This is a genomic window from Flavobacterium sp. N2550 (assembly GCF_025947265.1).
GTDB classification, from domain to species: Bacteria; Bacteroidota; Bacteroidia; order Flavobacteriales; family Flavobacteriaceae; genus Flavobacterium; species Flavobacterium endophyticum.
This window is the reverse complement of sequence record NZ_CP110007.1, coordinates 3,622,093-3,640,637: the sequence shown is the minus strand read 5'-3', so window position 1 is coordinate 3,640,637 and position 18,545 is coordinate 3,622,093. Positions and strand designations below refer to the sequence as shown.

Here is an 18,545-nt window from a genome sequence, read left to right as displayed (position 1 = left end):
AAAATAAAAAAAAATTACGGTAGCTATTGTGCGAATAAAAAATAGTTGTATTTTTGCATCCGCATTAGAGAAGCAAGGCCCGTTCGTCTATCGGTTAGGACGCCAGGTTTTCATCCTGGTAAGGGGGGTTCGATTCCCCCACGGGCTACAAGTTCAAAGTTTATTGGAATAAACTAACTTAGAAGGATTCAAGGTCCGTTCGTCTAGGGGTTAGGACGCCAGGTTTTCATCCTGGTAACAGGGGTTCGATTCCCCTACGGACTACAAAAAAACATTAAAGAAAAAAAGGAAAGAAAATGGCAAATCATAAGTCAGCTCTAAAAAGAATCAGAAGCAACGAAAAGAGAAGAGTATTAAACAGATACCAACACAAAACTACTCGTAACGCTATTAAAGCTTTACGTCTAGCTACAGATAAATCAGATGCTTCTGCAAAATTATCTGGTGTAATCTCTATGATTGACAAATTGGCTAAGAAAAATATTATCCACAATAATAAAGCTTCCAATTTAAAATCTAAATTGACTAAACACGTTTCAGCTCTTTAATTAGATACTGAATCTACTTTATATTGAAAGCCCTCAAGAGAGGGCTTTTTTTATTTTACACCCTTCATTCCCGATGTGTTCATTCGGGATTTTTTGTTTTACGCCCTTTCTTTCTGCAGGTTTTGGTACCATTAAAAAACAGGGTATTTACTTTTAAATATGGGCTTTTTGCCTTCTTCTCACTATTTCCCAATTCTTCAACTTTGTAACAGCTAGTTGAGATGGGATTATTTCCTGTTTCCCAAAGTATTACCGGTAAGGAATTATGTAAAAAGCGTTAACCGAAAAGCTTATAGAGTAGGGAATATAAAATAGTGTAGTATGAAAAAAATGTTTTTAATGGCAACGCTGATGGGGCTTTGTATTCTGTCGGCTTGTGATCCAGTAAAGCCTGTCACAACCAAGAGAGATTGTGGTACCGAAGATTTTTATAAAGAAAGACTCAGCAAGGATAATGTTTTTGCTAGGGAAGAAAAAAAACTTGAAAGCCTCATTTTAGAATATACTCGAAAAATGAGAGGCAACAAATTTGACTTTAGAAGCACCAATGTGACCATTCCAGTAGTTGTGCATGTAGTATATAATAATGCTACGCAAAATGTTTCGGATGCTCAGATCCAAAGCCAGATAGATGTACTGAATAGGGATTATAGAAGATTGAGTACTGAAATTCCAGGTGGCCCTGCAGCCTATACAGGGATGGCCTCCGATACGCATTTCCAGTTTGCTTTGGCGAGAAGAGATCCGAATTGTAATCCTACAACAGGTATTATCCGAAAAAGCACTACAACAGCCTCTTTCACTCATACAAATTCTAGCGTTGCAACCGTAAGAAACCCTGTAAAATTTAATTCTTCCGGAGGTGATGATGCTTGGCCGAGCGACAGATACCTGAACATTTGGGTATGCAATCTGAGCGGTACATTATTAGGATATGCTAGTTTTCCAGCAGATATGGCTACTCGTCCCCTTGAAGATGGTGTTGTGATGGATTTTACTTGTTTTGGATCGACTGGGACAGTGGCTGCTCCTTACAATTTAGGAAGAACTGCTACACACGAAATAGGACATTGGCTAAATTTAAGGCATATCTGGGGTGATGATACAGGTGATCCAGATGAATGCTCCGCAGACGATGCTGTTGCAGATACACCAGTTCAAGCAATAGAAAACTATGGCTGTCCGTCTTTTCCTCATGTTTCTTGTTCGAACGGACCTAATGGCGATATGTTTATGAATTTTATGGATTATACCGATGATGCCTGTATGTACCTATTTACAAATGGACAGTCAGAAAGAATGGATGCTACATTCTGGACGACAAGAGCGTCTTTGGCTTCCTCTTTGGGCGCTTTGCCTCCTCCGGCTGCTGCCTCGGCAGATTTATTCAGCAAAGATACCGATGAAGACGTAGGTAATGAAGCGAATAACGAATCTCCAGTATTTTACCTGACGGATGATATCTGGATACGAAATACTAACGACGGACTCACGAATCAAGAGCATCAAAACCCAATAGGAGAGCAGACAAACTATGTATATGTGCGAGTGAGAAATAAAGGATGCTCGCCGTCTACTGCTGCAAATGTGAAGTTGTATTGGGCAAAAGCCTCTTCAGGATTAGCATGGCCTTCTCCTTGGGACGGCAGCGTAACATCCCCAGCATTAATGGGTAATTCTATTGGGAGCAAGCCTACCGGAGCGGTAGCTGGAAATGGATTCGTGATTTTAGAATTTCCATGGACGGCACCTGATCCAAGCGAATACTCCGCTTTCGGAGCCGATCAAAATCACTTCTGTCTTTTGTCTAGAATAGAAACTGCTATAACAGCTCCTTTTGGAATGGCTGTTGCCGAAACCTCTAATCTTTTAAACAATGTGAAAAATAACAATAATATTGTATGGAAGAATGTGTCAGTTACCGATGCTGATGGAGCCAGTCATAAAAATTCTGTACTTCTAGCAAATTATGGAAGAACAGTCCAAAAATATATAATCAAGATAAAACCTTATCAAGGCAAGACTTTTGGAAATACCAAAGTGGGAATCGATAAGAGAAGTACCTTCTTGAAAAATGTTGAAGACATACGTGGCACTAAAGGGCTTGAGCCTACAGAAAGAGAGTATGTAGTTGCGGAAAATGGCGTAGAAATAAAGGGTGTAAAGATGGAGAGAGGCGAAATAGTATCAATCATATTTAACCTTTCCGAGCAGAAAAGAAATCCAAGAAAAAATGATAAACAGCCATTGTTTAGGCGAAATGTAAACCAGTTTTTAGTGGAACAATATTCAGAAAATGGCGAGCTGATAGGAGGACAGTTGATAAAAATAAAAATCAATAATTAGCCCATTTCACTGATTCAAATAAAAAAGCTCTCGATTGAGAGCTTTTTTTATAATCTATCTTTTAGGTCTTCCAGCATTTCTTTAGTGATGGGCTTTGACAAGAAATCAATCACAATCGAATACGTCTTGGATTTTTCGATGTCAGTCGGATCGATAGTAGACGAAAGCACGATTACTTTTGTCTTGGTATTGAATTCTTGATATTCGGATTTGGTGAAATTGTCCAGAAATTCCCATCCTCCCATGACCGGCATGTTCAAATCTAGGAAAATAAGTTCCGGAGATTGTGATTCGCCTTCCGCTCTTAGGTTGTTATAATAATCCAGGGCTTCTTGTCCGTTTTTTGCAGTAATTATTTCTTCTGTAAAAGATGCCTTGGCAATTACCATCTTGTAGAGCATTAAAGTAATTGGATCATCATCCACACATAAGATTTTATGTAGCATTTTATTCTTTTTTGAATGTTAATGTAAATTTAGTTCCTTTATTCACCTGGCTTTGGACTTCTATTGTTCCGCCCATTGTTTCTACCTGAGATTTGACGAGATACAACCCGAGTCCTTTGCTGTCCGGATAGTTGTGAAATCTTTGATAGAGGCCAAATATTTTGTCTTTGTTTCTCTCAATATCGATTCCTATTCCATTGTCTTCAAAGGTAAGAATTGTCTTATCATGTTTCTCCTTTGTCGCTATAGTTATTTTTAATTTTTTTGCTGGATTCCTATATTTTATGGCATTCGTGAGCAAGTTCAGCATAATGCTTTCCAGATAAGCTTTGTTTATAAAGGAAAGCGAATCTTTTTCGAGATTGATTTTTAAGATCGGCTGATGCAGATTTATAAGATAGCTTAGCTGGTCAAAAACACTTTCAAAGACCTCACTGAACAAAACTTCTTCTTTTTGGATGGAAGGATTGTCTTTGATAATGACAACCTTAACCAAATCGTTTATGGTCTCGTTGAGAAGATGCGTCGATTTTGTAAACCCATTCAGTATGAGCTTTAAGTCGTCATTTTCGATCGGAATGTCCTCTATCAGATTAAGAAGCCCAGTCAGATTTGACAGCGGCGCCCTAAGATTATGCGACGTGATATAAGAAAACTGTTTTAGATCCTTGTTGTTTTGCGTCAGTTCGCGGATTAGCTGCTCGCGTTCTTTTTCTTGCTTTTTCTGTAAAGTTATGTCTCTTTGTATTGAAATCCAGTGCGAAAGCTGGCCTTCCTTATTTGCGATTGGGATCATTGAAAAACTGACCCAATATTCTTCATTATTTTTTCTGTAACTGATAGTTTCTACCTGAGTTTCCTCTTCATTCTTGATTGCATTGATGAGTTTTTTAAACTCCGATTCATCAGAATTTTTTCCTCTGAATATCAATGGTGATTTTCCAATAACTTCAGATGCCTTGTATCCTGACATTTCTGTAAATGCCTGGTTTGCAAAGATGATTTTCGGTATCGGAGTTTCCGAAGTATCGTTTTCCGTGATTATTACGGCATCTTTGGCTTGGGTGATTACGGTTTCAAGAAGTTTTAGGCGCTGTTCTTCTTCTTTCTGTTTGGTGACATCCTGCATGGAACCGATCATCCGAATCGGTTTTCCATCGTTGTCTTTTATAAGGAATCCTCGATCAAAGACGTATTTATAAGTGCCGTCTGAGCATTTGAAACGGTATTCATCTTGCCATTTTTCAACTTTTTTCTCTAGAAAATTATAAAGTTTTACGGATACTCTGAGGCTGTCTTCGGGATGGATTCGGTCGAACCACCATTTTGAAGTATCACCGACTTCGTCTTTTCTATATCCAAAAACGCTGCGAATTCCTTTATTCCATTGGAAATCGTCTTCTTGGATTTTCCAGTCCCAGATGGTATCGCTGGTTGCTTTTGCAACAATATCATACCGGTCTATAGCTTGTTTTAGCTCTTCGCCAGCTCTTCTGTTTTCAATCAGCACACCTACAAGGTTTGCTATCCTGTCAAGAAGATAGATTTCGTTTTGATCCGGTTCTCTGTTGGTTTTGTAATAGGTTACGAAATTGGCGAGATTGGTACCGTCTGTCTTCTTAATCGGAATAGACCAGCAAGATTTTAAGCCATGGGCAGTTGCAGCGGGAGCAAAATTTTTGCAAAGTGGCTCTTTTTCGATGTCATAAATAAAAGCATTCTCATTTTTGAAAATACTTTTTTTCATATCGAATTCACTCACATATTCAATATATCCTTTTGGAAGCGAATTTCCCACAAAGTGTTTTATCTTATGGTTTTTAATCTCAATGATGGAACATATGGCTCCTGGTATGAGAATTTCGATATTTTGGATTACTTTTTCCAAAACTTCTTTCAGCGACTTATTAGGCTCAGCATTGAGCTTATATGTATCTTTTTCAAAAGCAAGTATGGTCTCTTGAAATTTTCGAGTCGTGATGTCTTGAAGCGCTCCTATTTTTTTAATCTGCTTGCCGTCTTCCCATATAAGGTCAAAACGATCAAGAACATGAGCATAGGTATCATCTTGTTTTCTGAATCGGTACTCAATTTCAAAATGTGATCCTGAGGCGTCTTCCTTGATAGCCGCTATTTTGGCTCTTACTTCTTCTCTTTCGTCGGGATGCAGTCGCGAGACCCAGAAATCCAGATCGAGATACTGCTGGTCTACAAAATTAAATCCAAATAACTTTTTGTAATTCGATCCTGTAATATAGATTTTTTTGGAAACGGTATCAAATTCATAAATAGCATCACTAGTAGCCTTGGCAATGGCTTCGTAGCGAAGGTTGCTCTCCTTTATTTTTAGCTCATTTTCGATTCTTTCGGTAACATCGCGGGCATTGAGAACGATTCCGTTGACGGCGGCATTGTCGGTCATGTCGACGATATTAGCTTCGAGCCACCGCCATTTACCGTCGATTTCTATATATCGGAAGGGCCGTGTTGCGACGCGTTTTTCTGTTTTCAGACGGGAAAACTCTTGCTGGAAAAATTCCATTTCATCCGGATGAAGTCGTTCGAAAGCATTAATGCCGATATAGTCGTTAGGATTCAGTCCGTAGTTTGTTTCGACATTCGGGCTTATGTAGGTAAAAACTCCGTCCGTATCGAGAATAGCGATAAGTTCGGATCCGTCTTGAACTAATGCCCGAAAGCGCTGTTCTGTCAGTTCATTCTCTTTTTCGGACTTTAATTTTTCCGTGACATCTGTAACTAACACGAGTCTGGCTCTTCTTCCGTTGAAATTGATCTCATTACTTTGAGTGATGACATCAATCATCTCTCCATCCTTCTTGATGTGCTTGAAGGAAGTTTCCATGAATTTGCTGTCTTCTCTTATTTCTTTAACCAGATTGAAAGCTTTTTCAGAATCTTTCTTGGCGACAACGGCATAGGCTTTTAGACTTAGGAATTCCTCTTTGGTGTAACCGTATTTTCTCAAGGCAGCATCGTTGGCATCCAGAAAATCTAATGTTTCGATGTCATAGACTGCTTTTGGAAGCGGACTATGCTGGAAGATGTCTTTGTATTTCTTTTCAGAATCGCTGAGCTTTTGCGCAATTTTTTTGCGTTCGATATTGTAAAGCACGCTCTTGAATAGCAACGGTGCATTAAGATATTCTTTTTGAAGATAGTCTGAGACTCCGTAGGAAAGGGACTTAATGCCGAATTCTTTATCCGAAAAACCTGTCAGTATGATAATCGGGATATTTCTAGATATCGGAATTATTTCGTCAAAAAGCTTTTCGCCTTCTGCATCAGGAAGAACGAGGTCCAAAAGAATAATATCTATTTTTTTTGCCGAATTCAGGAAGCTTTTGGCTTCTTTGAGATTTCGTGCCTCATAAAAAACAGGGTCAGGGAATTCTTCTTTTATATAATCTTTGATCAGGACCAAATCGCCCTGATTGTCTTCGATTATTAAAAAATGAATACCTTCTTTTTGAAACGTCATCGTTAGTCTTTTTTAGGCAATTGAACTATTGATATCCAAAAATCTTCAATTGCAGCTATGGTATCTAGAAAGTTGTTCGCTTCGACAGGTTTTGTTATAAAGCAATTGACGTGGTTTTGATAGCTTTTCAGGATGTCGCTTTCTGATGACGATGTGGTTAGCATAATTACTGGAATATGTTGAATTTGGGGATTCGATTTTATTCTGGCCAAAACTTCATGGCCGTTTAATTTTGGGAGATTCACATCCAGAAGAATAAGATCTGGCATTATAGCATTTTCATGGGCTCCCTTTTTTTCCAAGAACTGTACAGCTTCCCATCCGTCTTTTGCGACTGAAACTTCTTTTTTTATCCTGCCGTGGCCCAATGCCTCTTTTGTAAGCAGGATATCGCCTTCGTTGTCTTCAATCAGTAAAATAGTAATTGATTCCATGGGGGCACAGATTAGAATTTAACAAATATAAGAAAACTATTTACTTACTGTGAAATAAAATGTGCTTCCTTGTCCTTCCTCCGATTTCAGCCAGATTCTGCCTCCTTGTCCTTCAATAATCTTCTTACACATGGCAAGACCTATACCGGTTCCAGAGTATTCGTTTTTGGCATGGAGCCTTTGGAAAATCACAAAAATTTTCTCGTTGAACATAGGATCGATTCCGATACCGTTATCGCTTACTGAAAATAGCCATTGATTTCCCATGTCTTCATGCGTAATCGTTATCTCTGGGGCAATAGCGGTTTTATGATATTTTAAGGCGTTGCCAATAAGATTCTGAAAAACGAGCTGCAATGGAGTTTTTCGGTTATTAATTATTGGAAGATTGTCCCATTTTATGACTGCCTTGCTCTCTTTTATAAAAGCTTCGTTATAAGTAGTGACTTCTTCGATGAGCGTATTGAGATCGATTTCCTCGATTTCTTGGTCAAATTTTCCAACTTTTGAATATTCAAGCAAGTCAAGAATTAGGTTCCGCATCCTATGTGCGCCATCTACTGCATAATGGATGTATTCTTTGCCTTTGTCGTCCAGCTTATCGTCATATTTTCTTTGGATTTCCGACAAGAATCGGGTAATCATTCGTAAAGGTTCTTGAAGATCATGCGATGCTATGTAGGCAAATTGTTCCAATTCTGCATTTGAAAGCGCCAGTTCTTCAACTCTTTTGTTGATTTGTATGTTGAGTTCCTTTAACCGCTGTTCGTTTACTTTTCTTTCGGTAATGTCTTCCAGCGATCCGATCATGCGGATGGCTTTTCTTTTTTTATTGAACAGTAGGTATCCCCTGTCGTATACATGCTTTATTGTACCAGTTTCAGTGATGATGCGATATTCATCAGACCATTTTTCCTTATTGGCTGTTTCGATAAATTTATCGAACTTTTGGGCGACTCTCGCTTTGTCTTCCGGATGGATTTTATCCGTCCACCAACTGCTGTGGTTTTCGAGATCGGGATAGCCAAGAATCCTTTTTAGTGATTCGCCCCAGATGACTTTGTCTTTTTTAAAGTCCCAGTCCCAGATGATATTGTTGGTGGCTTTCGTAACTACTGTATAACGTTTGTTGGAGAGCATGAGCTCTTCGGCTGTGCTTTTCAGCTTGTTGAGGTATTTTTGGTTCTTATTTTCATAGCGCCTTAGCATAATCCAGAAGACAAAACCGGATATGACAATGAAAGCTGAACCTTTCAAAGTTTGAAAGAGAATCGAGTCGCCGGTAAAGCCAAAATAGGCGAACGACCGGTCGCTGATTAAAATCCAAAGGATTCCAACCGCAAGATAGATGGAGATTATTTTGCTTGAAGGTTTGTACATGGGGAAATGGTCTTCAATGTAAATATAATGAAAAGTATTTATTCAGATTATTTATGTTAAAAAAAATACGTTTCAATCGATTCTGAATTGATAAGTTAATTGCTTATTATGAATAAGTTAAGCCCTATGAAAAAAACATTTTTTATATCAAAATAATGCGTACATTTGCACCTTCTAAAAAAATCAGATGGAATCTATCAGAAACATTGCAATTATTGCCCACGTCGATCACGGTAAAACTACTTTGGTTGATAAAATTATGTACCATTGTCAGCTTTTCCGCGAAAACGAAAATACGGGAGATCTGATTCTAGACAATAACGACTTGGAGCGTGAAAGAGGTATTACTATTACTTCTAAAAACGTTTCTGTTGTTTATAAAGGAACAAAAATCAACATTATCGATACTCCTGGTCACGCGGATTTCGGTGGAGAAGTAGAGCGTGTATTAAATATGGCAGATGGTGTTTGCCTTTTGGTAGATGCTTTTGAGGGACCAATGCCACAAACTCGTTTCGTTTTGCAAAAAGCGATTGATTTGGGATTGAAGCCTTGTGTTGTTATCAATAAAGTAGATAAAGAAAACTGTACTCCAGAAGAAGTTCATGAGAAAGTTTTCGACTTGATGTTTGAATTGGGTGCAACTGAAGAGCAATTGGATTTCCCAACGGTTTACGGTTCTGCAAAAAACAACTGGATGTCTGATGATTGGAAAAACCAAACTGAAAACATTGAGCCATTATTAGATATGGTAATCAAAAATGTACCAGCTCCTAAAGTTTCTGAGGGAACTCCACAAATGCTGATTACCTCTTTAGATTTCTCTTCTTTCACAGGTCGTATCGCTATTGGTCGTTTGGAAAGAGGTGTTTTAAAAGAAGGAATGCCAATCTCATTAGTAAAAAGAGACGGTAAAATCATAAAATCAAGAATCAAAGAATTGCATACTTTCGAAGGTCTTGGACGTAAGAAAGTAGAAGAAGTTATCGCTGGTGACATCTGTGCGATTGTTGGAATTGAAGGTTTTGAAATTGGCGATACTGTTGCTGATTTTGAAAACCCAGAAGCATTGCAGACTATTGCAATTGATGAGCCAACAATGAGCATGTTGTTTACAATTAACGATTCTCCTTTCTTTGGTAAAGAAGGTAAATTTGTTACCTCTAGACATATTAGAGAGCGTTTGACTAAAGAATTAGAGAAAAACTTGGCAATGAAAGTTGGTGAAACTGATTCTGCTGATAAATTCATGGTTTTTGGTCGTGGCGTACTTCACTTGTCTGTTCTTATTGAAACAATGAGAAGAGAGGGGTATGAGCTTCAAATTGGACAGCCGCAAGTTATTATCAAAGAAATTGATGGTGTGAAATGTGAGCCAATTGAAGAATTGACAATCGATTTGCCAGAAAGTCTTTCTGGTAGAGCTGTTGAATTCGTTTCTATCCGTAAAGGTGAAATGCTTTCAATGGAAGGTAAAGGAGAAAGAATGATTGTGAAATTCAATATTCCATCTCGTGGAATCATCGGATTGAGAAACCAACTTTTGACTGCTACTGCTGGTGAAGCTATCATGGCGCACCGTTTCATTGGATATGAACCATACAAAGGAGAAATTCCTGGAAGAAACAACGGTTCATTAATCTCTATGGAGAACGGAAAAGCAATTCCTTATTCTATTGATAAATTGCAAGATCGTGGTAAATTCTTCGTTGATCCAAATGAGGATATCTATGAAGGTCAAGTAATTGGTGAAAACACTCGTAGTGATGATATGACTGTTAACGTAACTAAAACTAAAAAACTTTCTAACGTTCGTTCTTCTGGAGCTGATGATAAAGCAAGAATTATTCCTGCAATCAAATTCTCTCTTGAGGAAGCTTTAGAATACATCCAAAAAGATGAGTATGTTGAGGTTACGCCTAAATCTTTACGTTTGAGAAAGATTTATTTATCTGAAACAGACAGAAAACGTTTTAAATTCTAATTCGTTTTTTTATATAATTGAAAAGCCATTCTGAAAGGAATGGCTTTTTTATTTCCCTATTTTTATGTAAATCCTTCTTTTTCAGAAGAATAAAAAATAATGAAGAAAAAAGCTTTATTATTTACTTTTTTCAATAACTTTGTTTTTCAAAGTACTTTTAAATATTAATTATATTTTACTATGGGAAACAGTCTTGAGAATTACAGAAACTTTATTGACAGAACAGGCGTGAGAGTTAGTATAGCCGTAACATTCCTGAGCACATTAATGCTCGTCATTGCACTTTTAGGAATACAATATGATGCTGATGCTTTAGAATCATTGTGCTTTTTCAGCTTGATTATTGAGCTTATTTATGGAGTTATTGTCTCATTCAAGGTCTTGAAAAAGAAAAAGAAATACAGTCATCTCGTGCCTTTTCTTTTCTTGAATTGGTTCATAGGGTGTTTTTGCACAAATGTGATAATTAATATTTTTGAGAATCTTCCGGTGTGGGTTTATGTGGTTACTTTCTTATTCTGCATTTCTAATTTTTTCATCTATTCTGCGGTTAAGAATAGGACTGCGGTACTTGTTTCCTATTTCGTAAATGGTTTTTCTTATCTGCTGATTATTTATTACGCCATCTATCTCATTCCTTTTGCACCAATATCAACTGTTGGAATCATAGCATTGGGACTTGGGTTTTATGGGTTAGTGCCCATGATTGTGTTTATTAGCCATGCTACAATGCTAGTCAAATTGTTCCCCGCTAATAAAACTAATATGGTGGCTTTTGCTTCTGGAATTGCATGCGTTCTAATTGGCTTGTCTGTTTTTATTGTGATGCTGAATATGGAAAGTGAAAAACTGGGAGAAAACTCAATTACAAAATCTTTTGAAAGCAATGATGATTTGCCTTCATATATTACTATTTCGCAACACCTGCAACCTAATTTCTTTAATGAAATATTGCTTAAGAAAGGAATAGTTTATGTTTATACTGAAGATTTTTTTGTATTTAAGAATTTTGATTCTTTTGGAGGAAGTCAATATAATGAGCGAAGAACGCACAATCCATTTGTGAATATTGCTTATCTCTTTTCTCAGGATTTGGATTTGAGTGTTGACGATAGGATTAACATCTTGAAATCTAATTTCGATAAACGATTGGAGACCGAAGAACAATTGTGGAGTGGCAGAGATTTGATTACTAAAAATATAAAGGAGGACATCAAGATTTATGCAGACGAAAGATTGGCTTATACTGAAATAACTATGGATATTGCCTGCGACAAGGATTCTTGGGGACAAAAAGAAGCGATTTATTCTTTTCAACTGCCAGAGGGTGCTGTTGCTACTTCGCTATCGTTGTGGGTGAATGGTGTTGAACGCAAAGGTGTTTTGACTACTAAAGAGAAAGCTCAAAAAGCATACAAGCAGGTTGTTGGGGTTGAGGCTCGAGATCCTTCATTAATGCAATGGAGAGAAGGAAATAGGGTTGTGGTTCGCGTTTTTCCAATAAGTTATGAATTGCCAAGAACTTTCAAATGTGGTTTTACTACACCGTTGAAGGTTGAAAATAACGAAATGAAATACCAAAGCTTGGATATCAAAGGGCCGAATATTTCGAATGCGGAAACGCTTTCAAGAATCCAGATGGTTGGGGACGCTAAATTTGAGGCTGATAAAGATTTTGAACTTAAAAAAGGTTTCTATATTAATGAGTCAAAAGGATTAGATTCTTGGGAAGCTGTAATACCGTTAAGCAAGCAAGTACCTTCAGCTTCGTTTGCTTGGAAGGATAAAATATATGAAATCAAGGCTATCGAAAAACAGACAATTCCATTTGTAGCTAGTGAGGTGATTTTAGACTTGAACAGTGTTTGGTCTGCAAAAGAGGTAGAGGCTATAGTAAATCAAAAGGAGAAAAATTATTTTGTCTTTGTCAATAATGAAAAGCAGGCAATTAATGGAGCTAATTATGAAAGCATGTTGTCTCAATTTGAAGATTTGCACTATTCGTTATTGCCTTTTCACAAGCTTTTGGAAAATAGCTTGGTGATTACTAAAAGCGGTACAGTTTCGGCAAATTTTGAAGAGCTGGCTTCTTCTCGTTATTTGCAAAAGCTAAAAACGCAAGCAAAGCAGAAACAAATTCGGGTGATAAATATTTCGGACGAGATAAATCCTTTTTGGCAAACTGTGAAAGAACAGCATTATGTAGAATATTATAAAACCGATCTAGAAAATGCTTTAAAATTGCTGGCACAAAATCAGTTCGTGTCTTTAAAAACGGGAGAAAACAGCGTAAATATTGAACCAGCAAATATTTCTATTCAAGAAAATCTAAAGGCTGAGGAAACAGAAAGCAGTGGTTCTAATCATATTTATAGAATGTATGCTTTTGGAAAAGTTTTAGAGGAGCAGGTGAAAATCCAAGAAGATAGCTTGGCAGAGAATCAATATGTTACTTTGGCTAAAGATGCGAATATCGTGACGCCAATTTCGTCGCTTATCGTTCTTGAAACGGATGCTGATTATGAAAATAACGGCATTGAAAAAAATGTAGATACGCTTGGCAATGCTTCAATCAATAATGATGGAGCTGTACCTGAACCGCACGAATGGCTATTGATTATCATTGGATTGGCAGTATTATTTTTCTACTATAAAAAATCTAAAAGACAAACTGCTTAGATGGAATTCTTATCTCAAAATAAAAAATTGCTTGTTATTCTTGCCTTGATTTCTATTTTGGCAGTGAACTATAACATAGTTACGTTTGGTATAGATAGCAATTTTTTTGGGATACTGTTTTCGGTCGTGCTGTTTTTTATTGGCGGAAGGAGAACGAACTTTAAGATTAGCTACTTGCTCATTGGACTCATTATTATTTTTGAGTTTGTAAGTTATCGACTTCACACAAAGTCGCTACACTTTTTAGCGCTCATGCTTTTGGTTTGCCTGATCTATTATAGCTTTACTAAAAAGTTTTCGTTTATTGCTTTTATCTGCATCTTGCTGTTTTCTACGCTTTTCAACAAGTTTTTTGAACACTTGACGACAGAAATTAAGCAAACCCTGTGTTATACTGTATTCTTGACATTAAAGAATTTCATGGCGATTGACCGAATTGAAGGCGCGAATTTTTATGTGAAAGGAGCAAAGATTACGATTGATACTGCCTGCATGGGATTGTCTATGTTCAAAACGGGATTGCTAACGGGTGCTGCGTTGCTGACACTAGAGGAACGAAAGAGTCAAAGGTATTTCGGGATTTTTCAGATTCTTGCTTTTTGCCTTGTGGTGATTGTCTTGAATATTGTTTCTAATTATTTTAGAATTATTGCCTTGGTCTTGCTCGACTGTACTCAGGAAAATATCCTACACCACACGGTTGGGTTGCTATGCTTTGCATTGTATCAAGTAGTGCCAATGGTATTGCTTATACGCTACTTCAAACCTAAGAATACTGAGGTTATTCCTGCCGTTTTCTTACCGAAACTGTTACCTGTTTTTTTTGCTTTTGCACTGATTGCTGTCACGAGCTGGGAAATAAACAATGAACAACGTCATGATTTGCTATATAATTTAAATGAGGACTATGATGTGACGAAAGGAAAGTGGGTGAATGAGGAGGTTTTCAAAATTGAAACGCCTCAAAAGCTAACGTATATCAAAACGCCGTCGCACAAGCCTTTGATTTGCTGGACGGGCGATGGGTATAAAATCATTGAGTCTGAGGAAATCACTCAAGAGAACGAGAAAGTATGGTTTAATATAATGGAAAAGGACGGAGTTTTTTATAAATCGTATTGGTGGTATGAGTGTGGCTCTAAAAAATATACTTCGTTTGTGGAGGTAATGCTGATGAAACTAATTTATAATAAACCAATTAGGCTGATTAATATAACAAGTAGAATGTAGCAACTATCATGTCGAAATTAGTTTCGGTCATGTTGAAAGGAATAGGCATTGATAATTTATAAATTTCTAGTATGTTTACAAAAAAAATCAAAGATGAAAAAACTATTATTTTTATTGCTTATGGTTTCTGCAAGTTCTTTTGCACAGCTAAAAGCTACCGATATTAATAAACTGGCCAAAGCTTATAATGCCAAATTGCAAGAGGAATTTGGAGATAGAGATTTTCAAACTGTAAAAGCCAAAAAGGATGGCAATTCAAATATAAAACAGATTGTTGTTCATACTATTGATTATAATGGGGCTGATATGGATCCTACTTTTAGGGCTAAATTAGATGATGAAAATATTGCTGAAGAAATAGAATATTTGTTTGAGTTTGGTTTTTACCCTACTTTCAAAGCTTTAAATGTTCAATATTTTATTGTTGATTTTACCGTAATTAATATCGACGGAAAGAAATATAAAACAACAAGGTCATTCCCGATTAAAGATTATAATGAAACTGAGTATAATGAGGAGAAGGTCATGAAGTTGATTATAAGGTAATTTTTTTGTTGAGGCAATATAATAAGATTATGTCTTTATTTTGTCTTGAATTTTACTAGATATTCTTCTTTTAGCGGGTATCCGTCTTTTGATTTGAAGCTTCTGTTGGTCAGTATGAATTCATAGTCTTTGTTGGCTTGTAGTTCAACTAATATGACCAGCGTATGGTTGTTGTTTTCAAAACCTTTTACTTTTTTTATCGGGAAAAAGTCTTTTCCCTTTTTAGAATAGTTTATGGAATAGTTGTCGGGTTCCATTTCTTTTGAAAATGTCACTCGCAATGCTGTCAAACTTGGATCGACGTCTTTGGAATTATTTTTAAAAGGGCTTATTTCTGTTATGTAAGGCAGGTTCTTTTTGTATTCTTTTATGAGTTTCGATTTGTTGATCTTTTCTTTGAAGAACTCAGACTTTGAAAGGAAATCTTCAACTGTTTTATCGTTGTCGTAATTTAGTTCAATGATGTCTTTGATGGCTTGTTTTTTGTCTTTTGCAAGGTTGTAATAGGATTTGCAGATTTCATATCCTACATAATAGCCTAAATCGGCGCTTTCTCCTTTTCTGCCGCCATTGTACAGCCAGTTTGAAAAGTTGCTGGAGAACATTTCTTTTTTGAAGCGTTCTTTTATCTTTTCGGCGTTGGCTCTTCCATAGGTGAAATATTTTCTTTGGAGAGGCTGTTGCATGGTTAATTCTGCAATAAAGTCGCAGACGCCTTCTTTTATGGATTGGCTCAGTACTCTGTTCCTATCGCCTATTTGCTGGGTGTGGATGTATTCGTGGATGTTTAGGGTAACGATATTGTCTAGCGACTGTTCTGCAAAAACATTCTTAAGCCAGTTGTTTTGAAATTCTGAAACATCGGTTGCGGGATTTCCGGTTGCTATTTCGGCACCTACAAGTACCATATTCCCTTTTACGGTTCCTCCGGAGCGAAGTCCGCCGATGGTGAAATACATTTCAGCGTCTTTTAATTCGGGATAGAGTTTTCTTAAGGAGCTGATCGCGTTGTCGAATTCTTGGATTTTGGTTTTGGCCGTCAGCGTACTAGGTCTTATGGAATTCCAAAATTTTGGATATTCGTTTATAAGATTTACCCAAAGGGTGTCGTTGAAGTCTCGGGCTTTCATAAAGGCTTTGAGTCCTACGGTACCTTTGTCGATATAGAGCTTGTCTATAAAGTGTATCTTTTTAGAAAAATCGTTTGTCTTTTGGATACTGTCGTAAGCTGTCCAAAAGTTATCGATGTCTGTGGTAAAAATTTTGCTTGGGCTTTGAGAATAGGCGTTCGTGATAATAAAGGCTACGATGATTGTAATGGCTTGTTTCATTTGCTATTTTTGATGATGATTTTTTGTGTTTGTAGCGCTTTTAGGTTATGTGGCTTGTTCGTAAATCAATTGCACGACACCTGACTTGAAGGTATTGGTTTTTATCAGTCGCAGAGGTACTCGCTGTTTGAGGTCTTCAAATAATGGCTTGCCGCTGCCTAAAGCTATTGGGTGCACAGATATTCTGTAGATGTCGATAAGGCCTAATTGCAGGAATGTCTTGATCAATCCTGCTCCGCCATAAAGCCATATGTCTTTGCCTCCTTGCTTTTTAATTTCTGCTACTTTGTCGGCTATGTCGGAACTTATAAATGTGGCTTTATCGTCTTGTCTTTCCTGGCTGGAAAAAACGAATTTATTTTTTGAATGTACGGCTTGCCATAGTTGCTGTTCTGCAGGGCCGGCTTCGGCTTCGGGCTGATAGTTGCCCCAAGCGTCGTAGCTTGCGCGACCATAGAAAATAGTATCAATGCTGGCTAAGAAGCCGTCAAAATTCATATCGTCGTCTAGGATGCACCAATCGATTTCTCCGTTAGGGCCTTCGATAAATCCGTCTAGGGTTACGGCTAGGTCTAAAATTACTTTTTTCAATGTTTATGCTATTTTTTGTGGTTGTTTGTAAACTATAGCCTTTGTTTACAGGCTTTTGGGTGCTTGCTTTTATTTCTTTGGGTTGCTTAACAAACTTACTAAAACAATTTAAAGGGGTTGAGGTTATTTAGGACAAATTATTTTTTATAGGTGCTGCTGCTTTGTTAAAAAGCAGTCCTATTCTTTTGGCACTAGTGGAACTTCTAAAAGGCGGGAAGATGATTTTTTACAAAAAATAATCCCGCCTTTTGGCGGGATTATAGTAGTATTTATACATGTTCTATGGTTTGCAAACCATTATTTGTCTTACATAAGTGAATTAATGTAACGGCCTAACATTACAAGGGATGCTTCTTCTGAAATCGAAAGATCATTGTCTTTAATGAAAGCTGCAATTTCTTTTTCTTTTTCTGGCAAGATAGCAATGATGTTCTTTTTCTTTAGAGGCAATGGTTTTATTTCTGAATCGCCTATTTTTATGAAGTACTCATCTTTTAATTTTGCATAAGTAGCTGGCTTAGAGGTGCCGTATCCTAAATCGGCTTCTACTGGAGCTTTACGATAGATGGCTTCCGATTTGTAAATTTTTATTTTTTGATTGTTGCTTATGGTTTTTAAATAGCCTTGTTTTCTTGCTTCTTTTTCAGTCGTATATTCTACGTATTCATAAGATGCAGCACCGTTTGTTAGGTTGATAGGGCTGTATTCAGAAGGGACAATCTTGGTTACATTGTCAATATTAATTTCTATTTCGTCTGTATAGGCATTGTGTCGTATAAAAACGATTTCATTTGAATTTCCAATTTTTGCAGGCTGGAAAGTCTCATTAAAATATTGGGAACCTGGCGTGTTGTCTTGGACAACTTTTTTAGGGAGGAACTTAATTTCGCTAACTGATGTGGTATTGGCAGCTGATTGTGCTAACGCGAAATTTGAAAATAAAGCAACAATAGAAGTGCTTACTAAAAATTTTACTTTCATGTTTTTAATTAATTTTTGATTTGATTGATGTCTTGGATAATTTGTTTTGCAAATAAATGGATTGTTTTTTATTTTTTCTAACTTTTTAGAGGGAATTCTAACGTTAAAATTTATTTTGTAGTATAATTTTTTTTACTTCCGGCTAGTTTTAACATTTTTTTTACCAATTATAGTGTCGTATTGAACGCAGCTCACTGTAGTTGTGAAGTATTTATGTCTTTTTTCTAGGGCTTGCAAAATGAGAGTCTAACTTACAGATATATAGTTATTTATGATAACAGGAGACGTTGTTTTTTTAGCAAAGGATTGCATTTCTAAAGGCATGAAAAGAGTTTCTAAAGGCGTGAAAAGAACTTCTAAAGGCGTGAAATAAGTTTCTAAAGGCATAAAATGAATTTCTAAAGGCGTGAAAAGAGTTTTTAAAGGCATGAAATGAATTTCTAAAGGCGTGAAATAAGTTTCTAAAGGCATAAAATGAATTTCTAAAGGCGTGAAAAGAGTTTTTAAAGACATGAAATGAATTTCTAAAGGCGTGAAAGAAGTTTCTAAA

At 36.8% G+C, this 18,545-nt stretch carries 14 protein-coding genes and 2 tRNA genes; 8 read left to right on the top strand and 8 right to left on the bottom strand.

Translation table 11 applies throughout. The features are described 5' to 3' along the window. Positions 1 to 76 precede the first annotated feature (76 nt). From OLM56_RS16255 to OLM56_RS16240, 4 genes are all read left to right on the top strand, one after another. Positions 77 to 148 (top strand) — tRNA-Glu (locus OLM56_RS16255). Positions 149 to 192: 44 nt separating this feature from the next. Then, a tRNA-Glu gene (locus tag OLM56_RS16250) sits at positions 193 to 264 on the top strand. Positions 265 to 296: 32 nt separating this feature from the next. Next, on the top strand, positions 297 to 548 hold the full coding sequence (rpsT, locus tag OLM56_RS16245) for a 30S ribosomal protein S20 (protein WP_121374831.1): 252 nt from the start codon (positions 297 to 299) through the stop codon (positions 546 to 548). A 321-nt stretch (positions 549 to 869) separates the two neighbouring features. After that, complete coding sequence (locus OLM56_RS16240; protein WP_264527721.1) at positions 870 to 2,894, top strand: zinc metalloprotease; 2,025 nt, start codon at positions 870 to 872, stop codon at positions 2,892 to 2,894. A 47-nt stretch (positions 2,895 to 2,941) separates the two neighbouring features. Here OLM56_RS16240 and OLM56_RS16235 read toward each other — a convergent pair whose 3' ends face one another. The 4 genes from OLM56_RS16235 to OLM56_RS16220 are packed head-to-tail and all read right to left on the bottom strand — an operon-like array spanning position 2,942 to position 8,653. Beyond that, positions 2,942 to 3,340 carry a response regulator gene (locus OLM56_RS16235; RefSeq protein WP_182492435.1) on the bottom strand — a complete coding sequence of 133 codons (399 nt, stop codon included), beginning with the start codon at positions 3,338 to 3,340 and terminating at the stop codon, positions 2,942 to 2,944. A 1-nt stretch (position 3,341) separates the two neighbouring features. Further along, positions 3,342 to 6,839 carry a PAS domain S-box protein gene (locus OLM56_RS16230; RefSeq protein ID WP_264527720.1) on the bottom strand — a complete coding sequence of 1,166 codons (3,498 nt, stop codon included), beginning with the start codon at positions 6,837 to 6,839 and terminating at the stop codon, positions 3,342 to 3,344. Between the two features lie 2 nt (positions 6,840 to 6,841). Further along, the gene (locus tag OLM56_RS16225; protein ID WP_264527719.1) at positions 6,842 to 7,273 is read right to left on the bottom strand and encodes a response regulator; all 432 of its coding nucleotides are present in this window, start codon (positions 7,271 to 7,273) and stop codon (positions 6,842 to 6,844) included. 36 nt (positions 7,274 to 7,309) lie between these two features. Further along, positions 7,310 to 8,653: a sensor histidine kinase gene (locus OLM56_RS16220; protein ID WP_264527718.1), complete on the bottom strand. Its 1,344-nt coding sequence runs from the start codon at positions 8,651 to 8,653 to the stop codon at positions 7,310 to 7,312. 187 nt (positions 8,654 to 8,840) lie between these two features. On the opposite strand from OLM56_RS16220, the gene typA reads away from it, so the two are divergent. The 4 genes from typA (at position 8,841) to OLM56_RS16200 (ending at position 15,092) form a co-directional block, all read left to right on the top strand. Beyond that, positions 8,841 to 10,637: a translational GTPase TypA gene (typA, locus tag OLM56_RS16215; protein ID WP_121374826.1), complete on the top strand. Its 1,797-nt coding sequence runs from the start codon at positions 8,841 to 8,843 to the stop codon at positions 10,635 to 10,637. A 180-nt stretch (positions 10,638 to 10,817) separates the two neighbouring features. Continuing rightward, on the top strand, positions 10,818 to 13,316 hold the full coding sequence (locus OLM56_RS16210) for an XrtN system VIT domain-containing protein (RefSeq protein ID WP_264527717.1): 2,499 nt from the start codon (positions 10,818 to 10,820) through the stop codon (positions 13,314 to 13,316). Continuing rightward, on the top strand, positions 13,317 to 14,546 hold the full coding sequence (gene xrtN, locus OLM56_RS16205) for an exosortase N (RefSeq protein WP_264527716.1): 1,230 nt from the start codon (positions 13,317 to 13,319) through the stop codon (positions 14,544 to 14,546). 93 nt (positions 14,547 to 14,639) lie between these two features. Beyond that, on the top strand, positions 14,640 to 15,092 hold the full coding sequence (locus tag OLM56_RS16200; protein ID WP_264527715.1) for a hypothetical protein: 453 nt from the start codon (positions 14,640 to 14,642) through the stop codon (positions 15,090 to 15,092). A 35-nt stretch (positions 15,093 to 15,127) separates the two neighbouring features. Here the strand turns inward: OLM56_RS16200 and OLM56_RS16195 are convergent, their stop codons facing one another. From OLM56_RS16195 to OLM56_RS16180, 4 genes are all read right to left on the bottom strand, one after another. After that, complete coding sequence (locus OLM56_RS16195) at positions 15,128 to 16,423, bottom strand: Ig-like domain-containing protein (RefSeq protein ID WP_264527714.1); 1,296 nt, start codon at positions 16,421 to 16,423, stop codon at positions 15,128 to 15,130. A gap of 45 nt (positions 16,424 to 16,468) precedes the next feature. Continuing rightward, positions 16,469 to 17,014 carry a dihydrofolate reductase family protein gene (locus tag OLM56_RS16190; RefSeq protein ID WP_264527713.1) on the bottom strand — a complete coding sequence of 182 codons (546 nt, stop codon included), beginning with the start codon at positions 17,012 to 17,014 and terminating at the stop codon, positions 16,469 to 16,471. 306 nt (positions 17,015 to 17,320) lie between these two features. Further along, a complete protein-coding gene (locus OLM56_RS16185) occupies positions 17,321 to 17,995 on the bottom strand; it encodes a hypothetical protein (protein WP_121374822.1) in 675 nt (224 codons plus the stop codon). Positions 17,996 to 18,241: 246 nt separating this feature from the next. Further along, positions 18,242 to 18,508, bottom strand: coding sequence for a hypothetical protein (locus tag OLM56_RS16180; protein WP_264527712.1), 267 nt, complete (start codon positions 18,506 to 18,508; stop codon positions 18,242 to 18,244). Positions 18,509 to 18,545 lie beyond the last annotated feature (37 nt).

Bases quoted from the DNA above. Each gene is read 5' to 3' on its own strand.
- OLM56_RS16220 (WP_264527718.1), bottom strand. From the start codon at position 8,653: ATGTACAAACCTTCAAGCAAAATAATCTCCATCTATCTTGCGGTTGGA.
- OLM56_RS16225 (WP_264527719.1), bottom strand. From the start codon at position 7,273: ATGGAATCAATTACTATTTTACTGATTGAAGACAACGAAGGCGATATC.
- OLM56_RS16210 (WP_264527717.1), top strand. From the start codon at position 10,818: ATGGGAAACAGTCTTGAGAATTACAGAAACTTTATTGACAGAACAGGC.
- OLM56_RS16195 (WP_264527714.1), bottom strand. From the start codon at position 16,423: ATGAAACAAGCCATTACAATCATCGTAGCCTTTATTATCACGAACGCC.
- OLM56_RS16180 (WP_264527712.1), bottom strand. From the start codon at position 18,508: ATGTCTTTAAAAACTCTTTTCACGCCTTTAGAAATTCATTTTATGCCT.
- OLM56_RS16235 (WP_182492435.1), bottom strand. From the start codon at position 3,340: ATGCTACATAAAATCTTATGTGTGGATGATGATCCAATTACTTTAATG.
- rpsT (WP_121374831.1), top strand. From the start codon at position 297: ATGGCAAATCATAAGTCAGCTCTAAAAAGAATCAGAAGCAACGAAAAG.
- OLM56_RS16240 (WP_264527721.1), top strand. From the start codon at position 870: ATGAAAAAAATGTTTTTAATGGCAACGCTGATGGGGCTTTGTATTCTG.
- typA (WP_121374826.1), top strand. From the start codon at position 8,841: ATGGAATCTATCAGAAACATTGCAATTATTGCCCACGTCGATCACGGT.
- xrtN (WP_264527716.1), top strand. From the start codon at position 13,317: ATGGAATTCTTATCTCAAAATAAAAAATTGCTTGTTATTCTTGCCTTG.
- OLM56_RS16230 (WP_264527720.1), bottom strand. From the start codon at position 6,839: ATGACGTTTCAAAAAGAAGGTATTCATTTTTTAATAATCGAAGACAAT.
- OLM56_RS16185 (WP_121374822.1), bottom strand. From the start codon at position 17,995: ATGAAAGTAAAATTTTTAGTAAGCACTTCTATTGTTGCTTTATTTTCA.
- OLM56_RS16200 (WP_264527715.1), top strand. From the start codon at position 14,640: ATGAAAAAACTATTATTTTTATTGCTTATGGTTTCTGCAAGTTCTTTT.